At 64.1% G+C, this 19,551-nt stretch carries 16 protein-coding genes; 7 read left to right on the top strand and 9 right to left on the bottom strand.

Annotated elements, in window-relative coordinates:
- Positions 1 to 84: 84 nt before the first annotated feature.
- From ugpC to edd, 9 genes are all read right to left on the bottom strand, one after another.
- Positions 85 to 1,245 (bottom strand): sn-glycerol-3-phosphate ABC transporter ATP-binding protein UgpC, encoded by a 1,161-nt coding sequence (ugpC, locus tag V5F23_RS06135; protein ID WP_042732855.1) that lies wholly within the window; start codon positions 1,243 to 1,245, stop codon positions 85 to 87.
- A 2-nt stretch (positions 1,246 to 1,247) separates the two neighbouring features.
- A complete protein-coding gene (locus V5F23_RS06130) occupies positions 1,248 to 2,093 on the bottom strand; it encodes a carbohydrate ABC transporter permease (RefSeq protein ID WP_042732854.1) in 846 nt (281 codons plus the stop codon).
- Positions 2,086 to 2,994, bottom strand: a complete 909-nt coding sequence (locus tag V5F23_RS06125) for a sugar ABC transporter permease (RefSeq protein WP_047736912.1) — start codon at positions 2,992 to 2,994, stop codon at positions 2,086 to 2,088. The genes V5F23_RS06130 and V5F23_RS06125 overlap by 8 nt, the downstream gene beginning before the upstream one ends.
- 221 nt (positions 2,995 to 3,215) lie before the next feature.
- The gene (locus tag V5F23_RS06120) at positions 3,216 to 4,517 is read right to left on the bottom strand and encodes an ABC transporter substrate-binding protein (protein WP_042730804.1); all 1,302 of its coding nucleotides are present in this window, start codon (positions 4,515 to 4,517) and stop codon (positions 3,216 to 3,218) included.
- A gap of 115 nt (positions 4,518 to 4,632) precedes the next feature.
- The gene (locus V5F23_RS06115) at positions 4,633 to 5,892 is read right to left on the bottom strand and encodes an AGE family epimerase/isomerase (protein ID WP_042730803.1); all 1,260 of its coding nucleotides are present in this window, start codon (positions 5,890 to 5,892) and stop codon (positions 4,633 to 4,635) included.
- A gap of 227 nt (positions 5,893 to 6,119) precedes the next feature.
- Positions 6,120 to 7,589 carry an ATP-binding protein gene (locus V5F23_RS06110; protein ID WP_042730802.1) on the bottom strand — a complete coding sequence of 490 codons (1,470 nt, stop codon included), beginning with the start codon at positions 7,587 to 7,589 and terminating at the stop codon, positions 6,120 to 6,122.
- Complete coding sequence (locus V5F23_RS06105) at positions 7,579 to 8,310, bottom strand: response regulator transcription factor (protein WP_042730801.1); 732 nt, start codon at positions 8,308 to 8,310, stop codon at positions 7,579 to 7,581. The genes V5F23_RS06110 and V5F23_RS06105 overlap by 11 nt, the downstream gene beginning before the upstream one ends.
- Before the next feature lie 176 nt (positions 8,311 to 8,486).
- Positions 8,487 to 9,446, bottom strand: coding sequence for a glucokinase (locus V5F23_RS06100; RefSeq protein ID WP_042730800.1), 960 nt, complete (start codon positions 9,444 to 9,446; stop codon positions 8,487 to 8,489).
- Positions 9,443 to 11,269: a phosphogluconate dehydratase gene (edd, locus tag V5F23_RS06095; protein ID WP_042730799.1), complete on the bottom strand. Its 1,827-nt coding sequence runs from the start codon at positions 11,267 to 11,269 to the stop codon at positions 9,443 to 9,445. The genes V5F23_RS06100 and edd overlap by 4 nt, the downstream gene beginning before the upstream one ends.
- Before the next feature lie 219 nt (positions 11,270 to 11,488).
- Between edd and gap the strand changes: the two genes are divergently transcribed.
- From gap to V5F23_RS06060, 7 genes are all read left to right on the top strand, one after another.
- Positions 11,489 to 12,490: a type I glyceraldehyde-3-phosphate dehydrogenase gene (gene gap, locus V5F23_RS06090; protein WP_053147465.1), complete on the top strand. Its 1,002-nt coding sequence runs from the start codon at positions 11,489 to 11,491 to the stop codon at positions 12,488 to 12,490.
- A 201-nt stretch (positions 12,491 to 12,691) separates the two neighbouring features.
- Positions 12,692 to 13,198 carry a sigma-70 family RNA polymerase sigma factor gene (locus tag V5F23_RS06085; protein ID WP_338497771.1) on the top strand — a complete coding sequence of 169 codons (507 nt, stop codon included), beginning with the start codon at positions 12,692 to 12,694 and terminating at the stop codon, positions 13,196 to 13,198.
- 140 nt (positions 13,199 to 13,338) lie between these two features.
- On the top strand, positions 13,339 to 14,244 hold the full coding sequence (locus tag V5F23_RS06080) for a FecR domain-containing protein (RefSeq protein ID WP_152622937.1): 906 nt from the start codon (positions 13,339 to 13,341) through the stop codon (positions 14,242 to 14,244).
- A gap of 119 nt (positions 14,245 to 14,363) precedes the next feature.
- Positions 14,364 to 16,958 carry a TonB-dependent receptor gene (locus tag V5F23_RS06075; RefSeq protein ID WP_042730795.1) on the top strand — a complete coding sequence of 865 codons (2,595 nt, stop codon included), beginning with the start codon at positions 14,364 to 14,366 and terminating at the stop codon, positions 16,956 to 16,958.
- Between the two features lie 153 nt (positions 16,959 to 17,111).
- Positions 17,112 to 17,702, top strand: coding sequence for a biliverdin-producing heme oxygenase (locus V5F23_RS06070; protein WP_338497770.1), 591 nt, complete (start codon positions 17,112 to 17,114; stop codon positions 17,700 to 17,702).
- 43 nt (positions 17,703 to 17,745) lie between these two features.
- On the top strand, positions 17,746 to 18,159 hold the full coding sequence (locus V5F23_RS06065; RefSeq protein WP_042731074.1) for a YbaN family protein: 414 nt from the start codon (positions 17,746 to 17,748) through the stop codon (positions 18,157 to 18,159).
- 44 nt (positions 18,160 to 18,203) lie between these two features.
- On the top strand, positions 18,204 to 19,550 hold the full coding sequence (locus V5F23_RS06060) for a CoA transferase (RefSeq protein WP_338497769.1): 1,347 nt from the start codon (positions 18,204 to 18,206) through the stop codon (positions 19,548 to 19,550).
- Position 19,551 lies beyond the last annotated feature (1 nt).

Raw genomic sequence — 19,551 nt, 5'->3', positions numbered from 1 at the left:
TGCTCGCGAATGCGCTGTATCAGTCGCCAGAAATGCCAAATGGCACACTGCATTCGCGAGCAAGCCCGCTCCCACACTGCTTTCTCAGCGGCCCTTGAACTGAGCCACGTTCGCCGCCCGAGCTTCGCCTTGTGGCTGACCCGCCACACCCAGGCGCTCACCCGTCTGCGCATCAAATAGTAATACTTTTTGAGGATCAAATTGAAGCGTCAGATTTTCCCCTGCTTGCGGAGCAAGGTCCGGCGCCAGGCGGCAGCAAACCTTGGTGTCATTTAGACTGACAAATACCAGGGTGTCCGGCCCCGTCGGCTCGGTCACCTGAACCTCCGCCCGGATGGTCGGCAAGCCGTTGGGCTCGCTGCCGGCCAGCACGATCTGTTCCGGACGCAAGCCGAGAATCACTTCACGGTCTTCAAGGCCGGCGTCCTGCATGCCCAGCGGCAGCTCGCAACGGGCCTGGCCGCTGTCGAGCAGCGCCAGCAGGCGACCGTCCTTGCGTTGCAGGCGCAATGGGATGAAGTTCATCGGCGGCGAACCGATGAAGCTCGCCACGAACAGGTTGGCCGGGTTGTTGTAGATGTCCTTCGGCGTGCCGAACTGCTGGATGATCCCGTCCTTCATCACCGCCACTTTGTCGCCCAGGGTCATGGCCTCGATCTGGTCGTGGGTGACGTAGACGGTGGTGGTTTTCAGGCGCTGGTGCATCAGCTTCATTTCGGTCCGCATCTCGACCCGCAGCTTGGCGTCGAGGTTGGACAGCGGTTCGTCAAACAGGTAGATCTTCGGCCGCCGCGCCAGTGCCCGGCCCATGGCCACGCGCTGTTGCTGGCCACCGGAGAGCTGGCCGGGCTTGCGATTGAGCAGGTGCTCGATCTGCAACAGCTTGGCCACGCGGGTGACTTCCTCGTCGATGGCCGCCTGGGGCATCTTGCGGATCTTGAGGCCGAACTCGATGTTCTCGCGCACGCTCATGGTCGGGTACAGCGCGTAGGACTGGAACACCATGGCGATGTCACGGTCCTTGGGGCTCATGCCGCTGACATCCTGGTCGCCGATCATGATCGCGCCGCCGGTGATGGTTTCGAGGCCGGCGATGCAGTTCATCAGCGTCGACTTGCCGCAACCCGAAGGGCCGACGAGGATCAGGAACTCACCGTCCTTGATCGACAACTCGATGTTCTTCAGGGTGTCCGGCAGGCCGGCACCGTAGGTCTTGTTTACATTGCGAAGTTCAAGCGTTGCCATGATTACCCCTTGACTGCGCCGGCCGTCAGGCCGCGCACGAAATACTTGCCTGCCACTACATAGACCAGCAGGGTCGGCAGCCCGGCGATCATCGCCGCCGCCATATCAACGTTGTATTCCTTGGCCCCGGTGCTGGTATTGACCAGGTTGTTCAGCGCCACCGTGATCGGCTGGGAATCGCCGCTGGAGAACACCACGCCGAACAGGAAGTCGTTCCAGATCTGGGTGAACTGCCAGATCAGGCAGACCATGATGATCGGGGTGGACATCGGCAGGATGATCCGCCGGAAGATCGTGAAGAACCCCGCGCCGTCCAGGCGCGCAGCCTTCACCAGCGCATCGGGAATGCTGACGTAGTAGTTGCGAAAGAACAGCGTGGTGAAGGCCAGGCCGTAGACCACGTGCACGAACACCAGGCCGGTGGTGGTGCTGGCCAGGCCCATCTTGCCGAGGGTGAACGAAGCCGGCAGCAGGACGGTCTGGAACGGCAGGAAGCAGCCGAACAGCAACAGGCCGAAGAACAACTGCGAACCGCGAAAGCGCCACATCGACAGCACGTAGCCGTTCAATGCACCGATGGCGGTGGAGATCAGGACGGCCGGAATGGTGATCTTGATCGAGTTCCAGAAGTAGCCGTTGACCGTCGCCCAGGCCTTGATCCAGCCGATGCCGCTGACCACGGTCGGCCAGCTCAGCAGGTTGCCGGTGCTGATGTCTTCCGGGGTCTTGAAGCTGGTCAACAGCATGACCACCAACGGCACCAGGTAGAGCAATACGGCGAGGATCAGCACCGCGTAAATCGCGATGCGACTCAGGCTGATGGCGGGTTTGGCAGCGAGACTAGTCATGGCGCTTGGTCCTCAGCTCGGAGTACAGGTAAGGCACGATGATTGCGAGAATCGCACCGAGCATCAGGATTGCGCTGGCCGAGCCCATGCCCATCTGGCCGCGGCTGAACGTGAAGGAATACATGAACATGGCCGGCAGGTCGGAGGAATAGCCGGGGCCGCCGGCGGTCATGGCCGCCACCAGGTCGAAGCTCTTGATCGCGATATGCGCCAGGATCATCACGGCACTGAAGAACACCGGCCGCAGGCTTGGCAGCACCACTTTCCAGTAGATGCGCGGCATGCTCGCGCCGTCGATCTGCGCGGCGCGGATGATCGACTGGTCGACACCTCGCAGCCCGGCCAGGAACATCGCCATGATGAAACCCGAAGCCTGCCAGACGGCAGCGATCACCAGGCAGTACACAACGCGGTCCGGGTCGATCAGCCAGTCGAGACGGAAGCCTTCCCAGCCCCAGTCACGCAGCAATTTGTCCAGGCCCATGCCCGGGTTGAGCAACCATTTCCAGGCCGTGCCGGTGACGATCATCGACAGGGCCATCGGGTACAGGTAAATGGTGCGGATGAAGCCTTCGCGACGGATGCGCTGGTCGAGGAACACCGCCAGCAGCACGCCAATCACCAGGGTTACGCCAATGAACAGGCCGCCGAAGAGCGCCAGGTTCTTGCTCGCCACCCACCAGCGGTCGTTGTCCATCAACCGCGCGTATTGCGCCAGGCCGGCCCATTTGTAGGTCGGCAGGAAGGTCGAGGTGGTGAACGACAGGACGAACGTCCACACGATATAGCCATAGAAGCCCACCAGGACGATGAACATGCTCGGCGCCAGCACCAGTTTGGGCAGCCAGCGTTGCAGCGCATCGAACGGCGAGGCCTTGCTGAACACAGCAACAGAACTCATGGGGAAATCCAGTATTGAAAACTACAGTGACATCCCTTGTGGGAGCGGGCTTTTGTGGCGAGGGGATTTATCCCCGATCGACTGCGAAGCAGTCGCAAAGCCGTTGCATGCGGTGTTACTCGACTCCGCCATTGCAACTTTCCGGGGCCGCTGCGCGCCCCATCGGGGATAAATCCCCTCACCACAAAAGCCCGCTCCCACAGGGACAGCGGTATTAACCGTTACTTGGCAGACTGAACCGCAGCACCCAGTTTCTTGGCGGCATCGGTCGGGTCGGCTTTCGGGTCGTTGATGTAGTTGGTCACCACGTCAAAGAACGCGCCCTGCACCGCCAGCGTGGTCGCCATATTGTGCGCCATGCTCGGCTGCAGCCCACCGGACTTGGCATCCGCCAGGAAGTCCTTGGCCGCGGTCTGGGCGCAGGAATCGAAACCGTACTTGGCCATGTCGCCCAGCATGTCGTTGCGCACCGGGATCGAGCCCTTGTTGATGCTGAAGACTTTCTGGAAGTTCTCGCCCAGCACGACCTTGGCGATGTCCTGCTGGCCGGCCGCGGTGCCCTTGTCTTTCTGCTTGAACACCGCCAGGGAGTCGATGTTATAGGTGAAGGCCTTGTCGGTGCCCGGGAAGGCTACGCACTCGTAATCCTTGCCAGCGACTTTCTTGGCGGCGGTCCATTCACTCTTGGCCCAGTCACCCATGATCTGCATGCCGGCCTTGCCGTTGATGACCTTGGCCGCTTCCAGGTTCCAGTCCTGGCCCTTGCCGTCGGCGTCCATGTAGGTCGCGACTTTCTTCAGCTCAGTCAGCGCCTTGACCATTTCCGGACCGGTCAGGGCCTTGTTGTCCAGGTCGACCAGGGCTTTCTTGTAGCCATCAGCGCCCATCACCGAAAGCACCACGGCTTCAAACACGGTGCTGTCCTGCCAAGGCTGGCCGCCATGGGCGAGCGGGATGAAGCCCGCGGCCTTGAGCTTGTCGCCGGCGGCGTAGAATTCTTCGAGGGTGGTCGGGTTCTTGGTGATGCCGGCTTTCTTGAAGACTTCCGGGTTGATCCACAGCCAGTTGACGCGGTGGATATTCACCGGCACGGCCACGTAGTCACCTTCGTACTTCACGGTATCGGAGACTTTCTTGTCGAGCAGGCTGTCCCACTTCTCTTCCTTGGCCACGTCCTTGAGCACGTCGCTGTCGAGCAGGCCGGTGGAAGCCCATTCCTGGATGTCCGGGCCCTTGATCTGGGCCACGCCTGGCGGGTTGCCAGCCACGGCGCGGCTCTTGAGCACGGTCATGGCCGTGGAACCGCCACCACCGGCGACAGCGCCGTCCTTCCAGGTAAAACCGTCTTTCTCGACCTGGGCCTTGAGCACATCGACCGCGGCTTTTTCACCACCCGACGTCCACCAGTGGACGACTTCCACGGTGCCTTTGGATTCGGCGGCAAGGGTGCTGACAGGGAACGCTGCGACGGGAAGCAGGGAAGCAAGAGAAATGACAGTAGCGAGGCGAGAAATCGCATTCATCTAGAAGTACCTTTCTTGTTGTTATGCATGCAAGTCGGTGCTTGCGCTGCATGGATTCTAATCAGAGGGAATCCCTTCGCAGGTAACGAAGGGACGTGCAAATGTCACGACATGGTTACACGGGTGAAGGGCTGGAGAGCCGTGCCAGAGCCGTCGCCATGCTGGGTGCCAGGGGCAGGCGCGGAATCAGCACCGCCTGCCAGGCGTGGTACAGGTCCGGCTTGCCCGGCCAGATATCGGCGCTGGGGCGGTTTTGTGGGTCGAGTTCGTGATGCCAGCTCCCATTGCAGCGGTCGATGAAGTGTTTGTCACAGAATTCCCAGAAAGTTCGGTACCAGGCTTCGTATTTCGCTTCATCGGTCCGTTTGAGCAAGGCACTGGCGGCGGCGGCAGCCTCGGCGTGCACCCAGTGCAGGCGGTGGCGAACCACCGCGCGGTTGTCCCAGTCCAGGGTGTAGACAAGGCCGGGCGCGCCGTCGACGTCCCAGCCGTGGCGGCAGTTCTGGTCGAAGAGTTTCTGTGCATCCTGGGCCAGCCAACCCGGCGTCAGCATGCCGATCTGGACCCGCGCCGCCTCGAGGTGCAGCAACAACCGCGCCCATTCGAACCCATGGCCGGGGGTGGTGCCGTACGGACGAAAGCCGTCGGCGGGGTTGTCGTGGTTGTAGTCGCGCAGCGGCTGCCAGTCACGGTCGAAGTGTTCCACCACCAGGTAATCGTTGGCCGCGGCATGGCCGTGAATCACCCGCTCGACGATGCGCAGGGCGCGGACCAGCCAGCGCGGGTCGTCGGTGGCGTCGGCCAGGGCCAGGAACGCTTCGGTGGCGTGCATGTTGCTGTTGGCACCGCGGTACGCCTCTTCGTCGCGCCAGTCACGACTGAAGGACTCGCGCAGGGCACCTTCTTCTTCGCTCCAGAAATGCGTGTCGATGACCCGCACCGCTTCGTCGAGCAACGCCTGGGCACCGGGACGCTGGGCCACCACGGCGGAGCTGGCGGCCAACGCGACGAAGGCATGCAGGTAGGCGGCCTTGCCGGTTTGTTCGTCATGGGGCTGCGCGGTGGCGAACCAGCCGCCGTGCTCGGCGTCGCGCAACGGCCCGCTGAGGGCCTGGACGCCGTGGTCCACCAGTTCGGCAAAGCCGGGCAGACCTTGGATGTGGGCCATGGCGAAGCTGTGGGTCATGCGGGCGGTGTTCATGGTCTCGGCCCGCGCCCCGGCCGGGAGGCGTCCCTGGTCGTCGAGGTTGCCAAAGCCGTCCGGCAGCTTCGACGCTTTGGCGAACGCCAGCAATCGCAAGCCTTCGGCAGCGAGCCAGTGCTGGTGGGCAGGCGCGTTCAGCCAACTGCTGAAAGCCGGGAGGAAGGTGTCCATCGCAGGTCCCTTTTTTGTTGTTTTGACGCAGGGAGTCTAAACAAGGGCGGACGGCGGGCAGGTAACGAAAGGGGCGAGTTATGTCACTGAGTTGTGACATTTACCTGGGAGAGGCGTTGAGGTTACTGGCGCCATCGCGAGCAAGCTCGCTCCCACAGTGGACGTCATGGAGCACCGGTCTCCTTGTGGGAGCGAGCTTGCTCGCGATGAACGATAACGCGGTCTGATCAATCCACACTGCGCGGCAACTGCAACGTCACCCGCAGCCCGCCCTCGCGCAGGTTCTGCAGGCTCACTTCGCCGCCGTGGCTATGGGCAATGTTGCGGGCGATGCCCAGCCCCAGCCCATACCCCTGCTGCTGCCCGGCCAAGCGGAAGTGCGGCTCGAAGACTTGCTCGAGGCGCTGTTCCGGCACGCCAGGCCCTTCGTCATCGACGTGCAGGACGAACGCACTTTCATCGTCCTCGATGTGCAGGTGGGCGTTCTGCCCGTACTTGAGCGCGTTGTCGATCAGGTTGCCGATGCAGCGCTTGAGCGCCAGCGGCTTGCCGTGATACGGCGCCAGCGCGCGTCCGTCCTGGGTCACCCGGCCATTGCCGTTGGGCGCCAGGTAAGGCTCGACCAGGCAATCGAGCACGTGGTTGAGGTCCACCGGCTCGATGTTCTCGTGGATATCGGTGTCCTTGACGCACTGCAACGCGCCCTTGACCAGCAGTTCCAGCTCATCGAGGTCGCGACCGAACTTGGCTTGCAGGTTTTCGTCTTCCAGCAATTCGACCCGCAGGCGCAACCGGGTGATCGGTGTGCGCAGGTCATGGGAGATCGCGCTGAACAACTGGCTGCGCTCGGTCAGGTAGCGGCTGATGCGTTCACGCATGGCGTTGAACGCCCGCCCTACTTCCACCACTTCGCTGCCCCCTCCCTCCGCCACCGGTTCCACTTCGGCGCCCAGGGACATGTCCCGCGCCGCGCGGGCCAAACGCTTGAGGGGACGGCTCTGCCAGTGCACCAGCAGGCCGATGAACAGCAACAGCAGGCTGCTGGTGAGCACGATGAAACCGACCTGCTGCTTGGGCAGGTCCTGCTCTTCGAGGCTGGTGTAGGGTTCGGGCAGCAACGAAGCGATGTACAGCCATTCGCCCGGCGCCATCTGGATCTGCGTGACCAGCACCGGCGGGTTCACCGGTTCGAGCGTCAACGCGTAATGGGCCCAGGAACGTGGCAGCTCATCGAGCTTCAGCCCGCCGTTGAAGATCCGCAGGTCTTCGGGGCTGACAAACTTCACCGAGATGTCGGCGTTATTGCCCAGGGAGCGGCGCAATACCTCGTCCACCGCCTTGAGCACCGCCAGCTTGCGCGGCGTCACCGGCAGCACGTCCATGCCCAGGGGTTTGTCATTGAGGGTGACGACGAACCGGGTACCGCCCATGCTGCGCAACTGATCGAGGACCAGGGGCCGGTAGGCCACCGGCAACGAACGCAGGTAGCTGACGCTGGCGGTCATCGAATGGGCGAGGCTGCGGGCGCTGGTGACCAGGCCTTCGAGCTGCGTGGCACGCAGTTGCGAAACCCAGATCAGGCTGGACAGCGTTTGCGCGAACAGCACCACCAGCAAGGTCAGTAACAGCATCCGGCCGAGCAGCGAACGCGGCACCGGCACCCGTCCTATGACCTTTTTGACCCCATCAATGACCATTGCTGGCAACCACACTGGCTGCCAACTGGTAACCACTGCCGCGTACCGTGCGGATCAGCCGCGGTGGCTTGTCGGTGTCGCGCAGGCGCTGGCGCAGGCGACTGACGGCCATGTCGACGATCCGGTCCAGGGGCATCAGCTCGCGGCCACGGGTGGCGTTGCCGATGGTGTCGCGGTCGAGGATTTCCTGGGGATGATCGAGGAACAGCTTGAGCAAGGCGAAATCGGCGCCGGAAAGAATCACTTCTTCGCCGTCGGCGTGGAACAGCCGATGGCTGACCATGTCCAGCCGCCATTCATCGAACGCCAGCACTTCACCGCCGGACCGTTCCTGGCCGAATTGCGCCCGGCGCAGCAACGCCTTGATGCGCGCCTGCAACTCGCGTGGGCTGAACGGCTTGCCCAGGTAGTCATCGGCGCCCAGTTCAAGGCCGATGACCCGGTCGGCCTCGTCGGAACTGGCCGTCAGCATGATGATCGGCACATGCGCCTGGCGCGGGTGCTGGCGAACCCAGCGGCACAGGCTGAAGCCGTCCTCGTCCGGGAGCATCACGTCGAGGATCACCAGGTCGCTCGGTGCTTCGTTCAGCGCCTGGCGAAAGCCGGCGCCGTCCGGCGTGGTGCGCACCTGGAAACCCGCGCGGCTGAGGTAGGTGTCCAGCAGCTCGCGAATCTCCTGGTCGTCATCGACCAACAAAATCGATTTGTTCACTGAACTCACAGGGCCTCGTCCTTGCTGGTGGGATTGGCGGATTATGCCTGATGAGCCGGATCTATAAACACCACTACCCCTTGTGGGAGCGGGCTTGCTCGCGAATGCAGGGTTTCATTCAACATTTTCGTCGACTGACACACCGCTTTCGCGAGCAAGCCCGCTCCCACAGGGCCTTACAAATTTTAAACTTGTACCGACTGCTCCAACGCCACGCCCGCCCCCATCAGGCCGGAGTACGGCGCGGTGACCAGCCAGACCGGAATGCCCTTGAAGTAATCGCTCATGCACCCCTTGTCGGCGAAGCAACGGGCAAAACCGCTTTCCAGGAAGAAATCGGCAAACCGCGGGACCACCCCGCCAACGATGAAGACGCCACCGCGCCCACCGACCGTCAACACATTGTTGCCGGCCACGCGTCCCAGCCAGCGGCAGAACTGTTCGAGCACTTCCAGGGCCACGGGATCGCCCGCCAGGCCCGCGGCGGTGATGGATTCGGGCGTATCGAGCACCGGCTCATGGCCGTCCACCGCACAGATGGCCCGGTACACCCGCGGCAAGCCGCTGCCGCTCAGGGCGGTTTCGGCGCTGACGTGGCCGATTTCGTTGTAGATGTGCTGCCAGAGCTGGGTTTCCCGCGGGCTGCTCATCGGCAGGTCGACATGGCCGCCTTCCCCCGGCAAGGCCGCGAACCGACCTTCGCCGAGGTCCAATAGGGTCCCCACGCCCAGCCCGGTGCCCGGCCCGATCACCACCGCCGGGCGCATCGGCTCCGGGGTGCCCTCGCACACGACGCGGTATTCATCGGGACGCAGGCAGGTCATGCCCAGGGCCATGGCCGAGAAGTCGTTGACCAGCAACAGCTTCTCCACCTGCAAGGTCTCGCAGAACGCCCGGTTGCTCAGGCGCCAGTGGTTGTTGGTGAAGCGAAAAGTGTCGCCTCCCACCGGCCCCGCCACCGACAGGCACACCGAGCCGATAGCCCCCGGCGCCATGCCCAGGCCGGCCAGGTAGACCTTGATGGCATCCTCCGGGCAGGCGTAGTCCGCGGTGGCCAGCACCTGGATGTTTTCCAGGTTGTGGTTCTTCCACAACGCGAAGCGTGCGTTGGTCCCACCGATGTCACCGACCAAAGCCAGTTTCAATTAATCGTCTCCAGGGCAGCAGTGAAGGCGCTGGCGCCCTGCTCTGCCGAGCTGAAGGCCATGCGCATGAAGCCGAACAGCTCGCGACCGGTGCCGATGTTGTTGCCCAACAGGCCCTTGGCCGGCTCGCGCGCGGCAAATTCCTCGGCGTCCACCTTCAGTTCCAGGGTGCCTTTGACGCCATCGACGCGGATGATATCGCCCTCCTGCACCCGGGCCAATGCACCACCGACGTAGGCTTCGGGGCTGACATGGATGGCCGCCGGGATTTTCCCCGAGGCGCCGGACATGCGCCCGTCGGTAACCAAAGCCACCTTGAAGCCGCGGTCCTGCAGCGAGCCGAGGTACGGGGTCATCTTGTGCAGTTCCGGCATGCCGTTGGAACGCGGCCCCTGGAAGCGCATCACCGCGACGAAATCCTTCTCCAGCAAACCGGCCTTGAACGCGTCCGCCAGGTCCTGCTGGTCCTGGAACACCATGGCCGGCGCTTCGACGATCTGGTTTTCCAGGGCCACCGCCGAGACTTTCATCACGCCACGGCCCAGATTGCCCTCCATGACCCGCAACCCGCCTTCCGGCGAGAACGCGCGGGCCACCGGGCGCAGGATGTTTTCGTCGAGACTTTCGATCGGGCCGTCGCGCCACACCAGTTTGCCGTCTTCGAGGAACGGCTCCTGGGTGTAGCGGCTCAGGCCGTGGCCGAGCACGGTGTTGACGTTCTCGTGGAGCAGGCCGGCTTCGAGCAGTTCGCGGATCAGGAACGACATGCCGCCCGCCGCCTGGAAGTGGTTGATGTCGGCCTTGCCGTTCGGGTAGACGTGGCTGAGGGTCGGTACCACCTCGGAGAGGTCGGCCATGTCCTGCCAGGTCAGCTGGATGCCCGCCGCCATGGCGATGGCCGGCATGTGCAAGGTGTGGTTGGTCGAGCCGCCGGTGGCATGCAGGGCGACGATGGAGTTGACCAGCGAGCGCTCGTCGACGATTTCGCCGATGGGCATGAAGTTGCCGCTTTGCTTGGTTATGCGCGTGACTTGGAACGCCGCTTCGCGGGTCAGGGCGTCGCGCAGTGGCGTGTTCGGGTTGACGAACGAAGCGCCCGGCAGGTGCAGGCCCATCACTTCCATCAGCAGCTGGTTGGTGTTGGCGGTGCCGTAGAAAGTGCAGGTGCCCGGGCTGTGGTAGGACTTCATCTCCGATTCCAGCAGCTCTTCGCGGCTCGCCTTGCCTTCGGCATAGCGCTGGCGCACGTCGGCTTTTTCCTTGTTGGAAATACCCGAGACCATCGGCCCGCCAGGCACGAAGATCATCGGCAAATGACCGAAGCGCAGCGCGCCCATCATCAGGCCCGGCACGATCTTGTCGCAGATGCCCAGCATCAGCGCGCCGTCGAACATGTTGTGCGACAACGCCACCGCGGTGGACAACGCGATCACCTCGCGGCTCGGCAGGCTCAGTTCCATCCCGGCCTCGCCCTGGGTCACGCCGTCGCACATCGCCGGCGTGCCCCCGGCGAACTGGCCGACCGAGCCGATCTCGCGCAGCGCCTGCTTGATCTGTTGCGGAAAGGTTTCATAGGGCTGGTGGGCCGAGAGCATGTCGTTATAGGACGACACGATGGCGATGTTGGCGGCGTTCATCATCCGCAGGTGGTGCTTGTCTTCCGTGCCGCAACCGGCCACGCCGTGGGCGAAGTTGGCGCACTGCAATTTGCCGCGCATCGGCCCGTCGCTGGCTGCACCGCGGATCAATGCAAGGTAAGCCTGACGCGTGGCGCGGCTGCGGGCGATAAGCCGTTCGGTGACCTCAAGAACGCGGGGATGCATGTGTAGAACTCCAGGCTAACGGGTGTGGCGACCTGATTGTCTATGCTGGTCAAAAGCCCGCGACGCAATGGGCGCCAGGGGGATTGTTGACCATTCGGACCAGTTGATTCAGGTCACTCGTTGTAGATAAAACAAAATATTGCCACTAAAAAGGCTTGTTTTCTATTTTTATGCGAATAATCTTGTAATTCCAACAACAAATCGACGGCGGCGCAGTTAATGACTCTTCGAATCGCAATCAATGGTTTTGGCCGCATCGGCCGCAACGTCCTCCGTGCACTGTATACCCAAGGCTACCGTCGCGACTTGCAGATCGTCGCCATCAACGACTTGGGCGACAGTGCGATCAACGCTCATCTGCTCAAGTACGACACCGTCCACGGCACATTCGATGCCGATGTACAGCACGATCATGAAAGCCTGACGGTCAATGGCGACCGCATCTCGGTCAGCGCCATCCGTAACCCGGCCGACCTGCCTTGGGCCGCTGAAAAGATCGACGTGGTGTTCGAGTGCACCGGTCTGTTCACCGACCGTGCCAAGGCCGCCGCCCACCTCAGCGCCGGCGCCCGTAAGGTGATCATTTCGGCCCCGGCCAAGGGTGCCGACGCCACCGTGGTGTATGGCGTGAACCACGACATCCTGCGCCAGTCGCACCAGATCATTTCCAACGCGTCGTGCACCACCAACTGCCTGGCCCCGGTAGCCCAGGTGCTGCACCGCGAGCTGGGCATCGAAAGTGGCCTGATGACCACCATCCACGCCTACACCAACGACCAGAACCTGACCGACGTCTACCACACCGACCCGTACCGCGCCCGTTCTGCTACCCAGAACATGATCCCGAGCAAGACCGGCGCCGCCGAAGCGGTTGGCCTGGTGTTGCCGGAACTGGCCGGCAAGCTGACCGGCATGGCCGTGCGCGTGCCGGTGATCAACGTGTCCCTGGTGGACCTCACCGTGCAGCTCAAGCGCGAAGCCTCGGCCGAAGAAGTCAACGACCTGCTGCGCCAGGCCAGCCAGCACTCCAGGATCCTCGGCTACAACAGCCTGCCGCTGGTCTCCAGCGACTTCAACCATAACCCGCTGTCGTCGATCTTCGACGCCAACCACACCAAGGTCAGCGGCAAGCTGCTCAAGGTACTGGCCTGGTATGACAACGAATGGGGCTTCTCCAACCGCATGCTCGATAACTGCCTGGCGTTGTGCAACGCGGAGTGATTGGAAACGGCAGTTGAGTTCCTGTGGGAGCGGGCTTGCTCGCGAAGGCGGCGGATCAGTCAGACTTCAACCAACTGACACACCGCTTTCGCGAGCAAGCCCGCTCCCACAAGGTTGTAAAACAGCCAGAATGAATCAAGGCTTGACCCATCATGCAGATGACAATCATTATCATCTACTCGAACCGGATCGGGCCCTACCGTGAGTCAATCGCGCTTTCATCACGTCTTTCTCGCCCAGCGCATGCCGCTGCTGCGCACCCTCGAGCGCATGGTCAACAACCCCAGCACCGCCGAAGACCTGCTCCAGGAAACCTACCTGCGCGTCTCCCGCGCACTGGCCGAGCGGCCGGTCGAGCACCTTGAACCGTTTGTTTTCCAGACCGCCCGCAACCTGGCGCGGGATCACCTGCGCGCCCGCCGCGTGCAGTCGCGCACCGTGCTGGACGACGTCCCCCTGGAGGTGGTCCACAACGTGGTCGCGCCCCAAGGCAACGCCGAGGACGCCGTCCATGCCGGGCAGATGCTCGAACGCCTCAATGTCAGCCTGCAAGCGCTGAGCCCACGCCAGCAGCGGATCTTCATCCTCAGCCGCCTGCACGGCCACAGTTATCAGGACATTGCCGGGCAACTGGGCGTGTCGTCGAGCACGGTGCAAAAGGAACTGAAGCTGATCATGGCGATCTGTGTGGGAAGCTGTCAGCCGTGAGCGACACGCCCACCGTGGCGCTGGGCTTGCCATCCGCCGCTTGCCGCTTGTAGCTTGCCTCCTGCCACCCACACCGAGTAGCCAACGTGACGGACAACCCTCACACCTCAGACACCGCTACGGCGTACACCGCCCATGCCATGGAGCAGGCACTCGACTGGCTGATCCTGCTGGAGCACCCCAGCGAGGAGCAGACCCGGCAGTTCCAGGCATGGCTGGCGGCCGATCCGCGCCATGGCGAGGCGTTCGCCCGGGCGAAGGCGATCTGGGACGGCCCGCAGGTGCTGGAAAGTGCCCGGCGGCTCGCCGTCGCTCCCAGGCTCACCCGCCGCTCACGCCTGCGCGCCCATTGGAAACCCCTGGCGACCGCCGCGGTACTTTTGCTGGGCCTGTTCAACTTCAGCGACCTGCCTGTGCGCTGGCAGGCCGACCACCTGACCGTGGTCGGTGAGCGCCAGCGCCTGCAACTGGAGGACGGTTCCAAGGTGCTGCTCAACACCGATTCGGCGTTCTCCAGCACGTTCAACGAGCAGCGGCACGTGGCCCGCCTGTACAAGGGCGAGGCGTTTTTCGAGGTGCCGGCCAACCGCAACCTGCCGCTGGAAATCGACGCCGGCCCGGTTACGGCCAGCGTCAGCGACACCACGTTCGCGGTGCGCTACCTCGACGGCGTGGCCCAGGTTCAGGTGCAGCGTGGCGACGTCGACCTGCGGGCCAGTCGCAACGACAGCCACGTACGGCTGTCGGCCGGGGAAAGCATCCGCATCGGTCCCAACGGCTTCGACCGCCCATCCCGGCTCGACAGCGCCACCGACCTGGCCTGGGTCCAGGGCCGGCTGGTGTTCGAGAACCGGCCATTGGGCCAGGTACTGGCCGAACTGCAACGCTATTACCCTGGTTGGATCATCAACACCAATGATCGCCTGGCCGGCGTCGCGGTGACAGGTAACTACCGCCTCGATCAACCGCTGGATGTGGTTCGTTCCCTGGCCCACATCACCTCGGCGCGCCTGCAGGAATTCCCGGCGCTGGTGATTTTCAACTAAATGAGAATTATTTTTACTCGATAGGCTTCGCTGGTTCGTCTCGTTATAGCCAATGCAATTGATTCGCATCCAGCCATGCGGATCTGCACCTATAACAGATGCGACACGGAGCGCTATCGATGTCCTCTCGCCTTACTTGCCGGTTCCTCGCCCCTTCTTGCACGCTGTCGCTGTTGACCGCCGCCCTCCTGGTGGCCGGCACGGTGCCGGCCGCCTTCGCGGCCACTGCTGCACAAGCGCCTGCACGGAACATGGGCGACTATACGTTCGCCATCGCCCGGCAACCACTGGTCTCGGCCCTGAACGCCTTCACCGCCGTCACGGGCTGGCAGGTCGGCCTGCCGGCGGAACTGGCCGACGGTGTCGCCTCACCGGGGGTGAACGGCTCGCTGCCCGCGGAAAAAGCCCTGGAGCGACTGTTGCTGGGGACCAACCTGAGCTATCGCAAACTGGGCGACCACAGCATCGTCCTGGAAAAACGCAGCACCGCCAGCGCGATGAACCTGCCACAGGTGACCATCAGCGCCACTCGCCAGGAACAGGACATCACCGGCGTGCCGAGCACCGTCACCGTCCACGACCGCGAGGCACTGGATCGCGGCAACGTCAACACCATCAAGGACCTGGCGCGCTACGAGCCGGGCGTTTCGGTGGGCGGTGCCGGCCAGCGCGGCGGCATCAGCGGCTACAACATCCGCGGCATCGACGGCAACCGGATCCTGACCCAGGTCGACGGCGTGGCCATACCCGACGGTTTCTTCAACGGTCCCTACGCCAAGACCCAGCGCAACTACCTCGACCCGGAAATCGTCAAGCGCGTGGAAATCCTCCGCGGCCCGGCCTCGGTGCTGTATGGCAGCAATGCCATTGGCGGCGCCGTCAGCTACTTCACCCTGGACCCGGACGACATCATCAAGCCGGGCCAGGACGTCGGCGCGCGCCTGAAGACCGGCTACAGCTCCGCCGACGACAGTTGGCTCAAGTCCGCCACCGTCGCCGGGCGCAGCGCAGCCTTCGACGGCCTGTTGCACTACAGCCAGCGCGACGGCCACGAAACCGAATCCTACGGCAGCCACAACGGCACCGGTCTGGACCGCACCGCCGCCAACCCGGAAGACGTGCGCGCCAGCAACGTGCTCGCCAAGCTCGGCTGGAACTACGACGATGATGCGCGCCTGGGCCTGGTCTACGAGAAGTACAAGGACGATCGCGACACCGACCTGAAAAGCGCCTACGGCGGCCCTTACTCCAACGGCGGGCCGGCCATTCCCGTCACTTTGCTGCCGGGCGGCATGTACCAGTGGCGCACCGGCAACGACACCATCACCCGCGAGCGTTTCGGCCTGGAACACAGCTTCGCCCTCGACAGCCTGCTGGCCGACCACATGAAGTGGAGCCTGAACCATCAGGTCGCCAAGACGAACGAGAGCACCGAGGAGTTCTATTTCCCGATCACCCGCCAGGTGCTGCGCACCCGCGACACCCTCTACGAAGAAAAGCAGTGGGTCTTCGACGCGCAACTGGACAAGGCCTTCAGCCTCGCCGACACCGACCACGCCCTGACCTACGGCACCACGCTCAAGCAACAGAAGGTCACCGGCTCGCGCAGCGGCAATGGCGTGTGCCTGGCCGTGGGCCGCGGCTGCACCGCCGTGGGCGCCATCAGCGCAGCGGATGTACTGGCCAAGGCCAGTGACTTCCCGGACCCGACCATCAACACCTACAGCGTGTTCGCCCAGGACCAGATCAGTTGGAACCAGTGGACCTTCACCCCGGGGCTGCGCTACGACTACACCCAGCTCAAGCCGCACGTCACCCAGGCCTTCCTGAACACCGCCGACCCGACCGGCGCCGGCACCGTCAGCGACAGTGAGAAGACCTGGCACCGCGTCTCGCCCAAGTTCGGCCTGACCTATGCCTTCAGCGACCAGTACACCGGCTACGGCCAGTACGCCGAAGGTTTCCGCACCCCAACCGCCAAGGCCTTGTACGGTCGCTTCGACAACGCGGGCGTTGGCTACAGCGTGGAGCCCAACCCCAACCTGGAGCCGGAAAAAAGCCAGAGCTACGAGACCGGCCTGCGTGGCCGCTTCGACTCAGGCTCGTTCGACGTGGCGGTGTTCTACAACAAGTACCGCGACTTCATCAACGAAGACGCCATCACCCCCGGCGCCGACCAGTTGACCTTCCAGAGCAACAACATCAAGCACGCCACGATCAAGGGCGCGGAGATCAAGGGACGCCTGGACCTGGATGTCCTGGGCGCGCCGAAGGGCCTGTATACCCAGGGCTCGGTGGCGTATGCCTACGGTCGCAACAACGACACCGGCCAGCCGCTCAACAGCGTCAATCCACTGACCGGCGTGTTCGGCCTCGGCTATGAGCAGGACCACTACGGCACCTTGCTCAGTTGGACCCTGGTCAAGAAAAAAGACCGTGTCGACGACAGCAACTTCAACTCGCCCGATGGCGTGAGCAGCCAGTTCAAGACCCCGGGTTTCGGCCTCCTCGACCTGAGCGGTTTCTACAAAGTGACCCAGGACATCACCGTCAGCGGCGGCCTCTACAACCTCACCGACAAGAAATACTGGCTATGGGATGACGTACGCGGCTACGACAGCGTCGGCGAAGCGGCGGTATTGAGCCCCGCTAACCTCGACCGCCTGACCGCGCCCGGACGCAATTTCGCGGTGAACCTGATCTGGGATATCTGATTCGATCACTGCGGCATGGATTCACCCTTGTGGCGAGGGAGCTTGCTCCCGCTGGGCTGCGCAGCGGCCCCGCAATTTCACGGTCGCTGCGCGACCGAGCGGGAGCAAGCTCCCTCGCCACCACAGCGACCCGTTTAACAGGAAGGCCTACTCATGAACACCCAACGCCCCACTTCCCGCGCCCAGCGCCTCAACCAGATCACCCACGAACCCCACGCCAGGCTCGACGCCCTGGTCAAGGCGCACGCACCGTTCGAAACCACGGCCAGCTATGCCCGCTTCGTCGTCGCCCAATACCTGTTCCAGTCGGAACTGGTGGCTTTGTACAACGATGCCGCGTTGGCCCGCCTGATCCCCGACCTGCCCGACCGCTGCCGGGCCGAGGCCGCGCGGGCCGACCTGGCGGACCTGGCCACCGAAGTACCGGCGCCGGTGGCCGGCGCGGTGCACAAACCGACCCAGGCCGAGGCCCTCGGCTGGCTGTTCGTCTCCGAAGGCTCCAAGCTCGGCGCCGCCTTCCTGATCAAGCGCGCCGTGGGCCTGGGCCTGAGCGAAACCTTCGGCGCCCGGCACCTGGCCGAACCGGCCGGCGGGCGGGCCGAAGGCTGGAAAACCTTCACCCGCACCCTCTACAACCTGGTCTTCACCCCAGAGCAGGAAGCCGAGGCGGATAAAGGCGCGCTGAATGCGTTCAATCGGTTTACGGTGTTGCTGGAGCAGGCTTACGCCACTGAACCGGCCTGACTCACGCCGTCTATCTGGGAAAGTGTATGCCTGAAAGAAAGTTATGAACCGCCCTTCAAGACTCGCCCAACTGCTCTTCGGCCTGCTCGCCTACACCAGCCTGGCCATCGGCCTGATCGCCATCGTCGTGCCCGGCCTGCCGACGACCGAATTCATCCTGCTCGCTGCCTGGGCCGCGACCCGCAGTTCGCCGCGCCTGAGCGCCTGGTTGGAGCAGCACCGGCTGTTCGGGCCGATGTTGCACAACTGGCGCAACGGCAAGGTCATCCCGCGCCGGGCCAAGGTCGCCGCCACGGCCAGCATGCTGCTCTGCGCCGGCTTGATGCTGGTGATGCTCGACCACGGCTGGCCGGTCTACCTGGCCCTCGTCGGCATGGGCCTGGGCAACCTGTGGATCTGGTCGCGCCCGGTGGCGAGGGCGCAAGCGCGCCCCTCGACAGCCCTGCCCCCCGAATAAACCCATTTGATCTATGCTCGTCCTCTCATTCCGGAGGGCCCACGATGACTGACCTGCTCACAACCGTCCAAGCTTCCCTCGGCTTGCCCACGACGCCCATCGCCTTCACGGGCGAAGGCGCCCTGCCTTCGGCATTCGCGGTCACCGAACTGGCCAGCGCCAGCCTCGCCGCAGCCGGCCAGGCCATCGCCGAACTCATCCACCGGCAAACCGGACGCCTGCCGCCGCTTGAAGTCGACCGTCGCCTGGCCTCCTTCTGGTTTTCCACGTCCCTGCGCCCCACCGGCTGGAGCGTGCCGCCAATGTGGGACCCGGTGGCTGGCGACTATGCCACGGCCGACGGCTGGATCCGCCTGCACACCAATGCGCCGCATCATCGACAGGCAGCGGAAAAAGTCCTCGGGCCCTGCGCTGATCGCGCCGCCATGGCCGCCCAGGTAGCCCGCTGGAGCAAGACCGAACTCGAACAGGCCGTCGTCGACGCCGGTGGCTGCGCCGCCGAGATGCGTTCGTGGCCGGCCTGGCAAGCGCATCCCCAAGGCCTGGCAGTGAACGCCGAGCCGCTGGTGCAGTTCGCCCACACCAGCGGTGTGTCCCCCAGGCCCTGGCCGGGTTCCGTGTCCCAGCCACTGGCCGGCCTCAAGGTGCTGGACCTGACCCGGGTGCTGGCCGGTCCCGTGGCCAGCCGCTTCCTCGCCGGCCTCGGCGCCGATGTCTTGCGCATCGACCCTGCGACCTGGGACGAGCCCGGCGTCGTGCCGGAGGTCACCCTGGGCAAACGCTGCGCGCGTCTGGACCTGCACCAGCCCGACGACCGCGCGGTGTTCGAAGCCTTGCTTGAAAACACCGACATCCTGCTCCACGGCTACCGCGCCGACGCCCTCGAACGCCTCGGCTACGGCGCCGAGCAACGGCACAGGATCGCCCCGGGCCTGATCGATGTCAGCCTCAACGCCTACGGTTGGAGCGGCCCGTGGCAGAACCGGCGCGGCTTCGACAGCCTGGTGCAGATGAGCACTGGCATCGCCGCGGCCGGCATGGCCTGGAAACAGGCCGACACCCCGACGCCGCTGCCCGTCCAGGCACTGGACCATGGCACGGGCTACCTGATGGCTGCCAGCGCCGTGGTGCTGTTGGCCCGGCGCCTGGCAAACGGACAAGGCGGCTCGGCACGCCTGTCTCTGGCGCGGACCGCCAAACTGCTGATCGAGCGCGGCGCGGGGGACTCGGCCGCGCTACGGCCCGAGGACGCAGACGACCTGGGCATGCTGGTCGAGCAGACGCCATGGGGACCGGCGCAACGGTTGCAGGTGCCGCTGAAGATCACCGGCACGCCCTGGCAGTGGACGCTCGCGGCGACGAACCTCGGCGCCCATCGAGCGCAATGGTAAG

It is taken from the genome of Pseudomonas sp. WP18 (genome assembly GCF_036689585.1).
GTDB classification, from domain to species: Bacteria; Pseudomonadota; Gammaproteobacteria; order Pseudomonadales; family Pseudomonadaceae; genus Aquipseudomonas; species Aquipseudomonas chlororaphis_E.
Note: the sequence above shows the minus strand (reverse complement) of the source record. Positions and strands in the feature narration are given on the sequence as shown.

Excerpts from the sequence above, each read along its gene's own strand:
- ugpC (WP_042732855.1), bottom strand. The coding sequence starts at position 1,245 with ATGGCAACGCTTGAACTTCGCAATGTAAACAAGACCTACGGTGCCGGC.
- V5F23_RS06130 (WP_042732854.1), bottom strand. The coding sequence starts at position 2,093 with ATGACTAGTCTCGCTGCCAAACCCGCCATCAGCCTGAGTCGCATCGCG.
- V5F23_RS06125 (WP_047736912.1), bottom strand. The coding sequence starts at position 2,994 with ATGAGTTCTGTTGCTGTGTTCAGCAAGGCCTCGCCGTTCGATGCGCTG.
- V5F23_RS06120 (WP_042730804.1), bottom strand. The coding sequence starts at position 4,517 with ATGAATGCGATTTCTCGCCTCGCTACTGTCATTTCTCTTGCTTCCCTG.
- V5F23_RS06115 (WP_042730803.1), bottom strand. The coding sequence starts at position 5,892 with ATGGACACCTTCCTCCCGGCTTTCAGCAGTTGGCTGAACGCGCCTGCC.
- V5F23_RS06110 (WP_042730802.1), bottom strand. The coding sequence starts at position 7,589 with ATGGTCATTGATGGGGTCAAAAAGGTCATAGGACGGGTGCCGGTGCCG.
- edd (WP_042730799.1), bottom strand. The coding sequence starts at position 11,269 with ATGCATCCCCGCGTTCTTGAGGTCACCGAACGGCTTATCGCCCGCAGC.
- gap (WP_053147465.1), top strand. The coding sequence starts at position 11,489 with ATGACTCTTCGAATCGCAATCAATGGTTTTGGCCGCATCGGCCGCAAC.
- V5F23_RS06080 (WP_152622937.1), top strand. The coding sequence starts at position 13,339 with ATGGAGCAGGCACTCGACTGGCTGATCCTGCTGGAGCACCCCAGCGAG.
- V5F23_RS06075 (WP_042730795.1), top strand. The coding sequence starts at position 14,364 with ATGTCCTCTCGCCTTACTTGCCGGTTCCTCGCCCCTTCTTGCACGCTG.
- V5F23_RS06070 (WP_338497770.1), top strand. The coding sequence starts at position 17,112 with ATGAACACCCAACGCCCCACTTCCCGCGCCCAGCGCCTCAACCAGATC.
- V5F23_RS06065 (WP_042731074.1), top strand. The coding sequence starts at position 17,746 with ATGAACCGCCCTTCAAGACTCGCCCAACTGCTCTTCGGCCTGCTCGCC.
- V5F23_RS06060 (WP_338497769.1), top strand. The coding sequence starts at position 18,204 with ATGACTGACCTGCTCACAACCGTCCAAGCTTCCCTCGGCTTGCCCACG.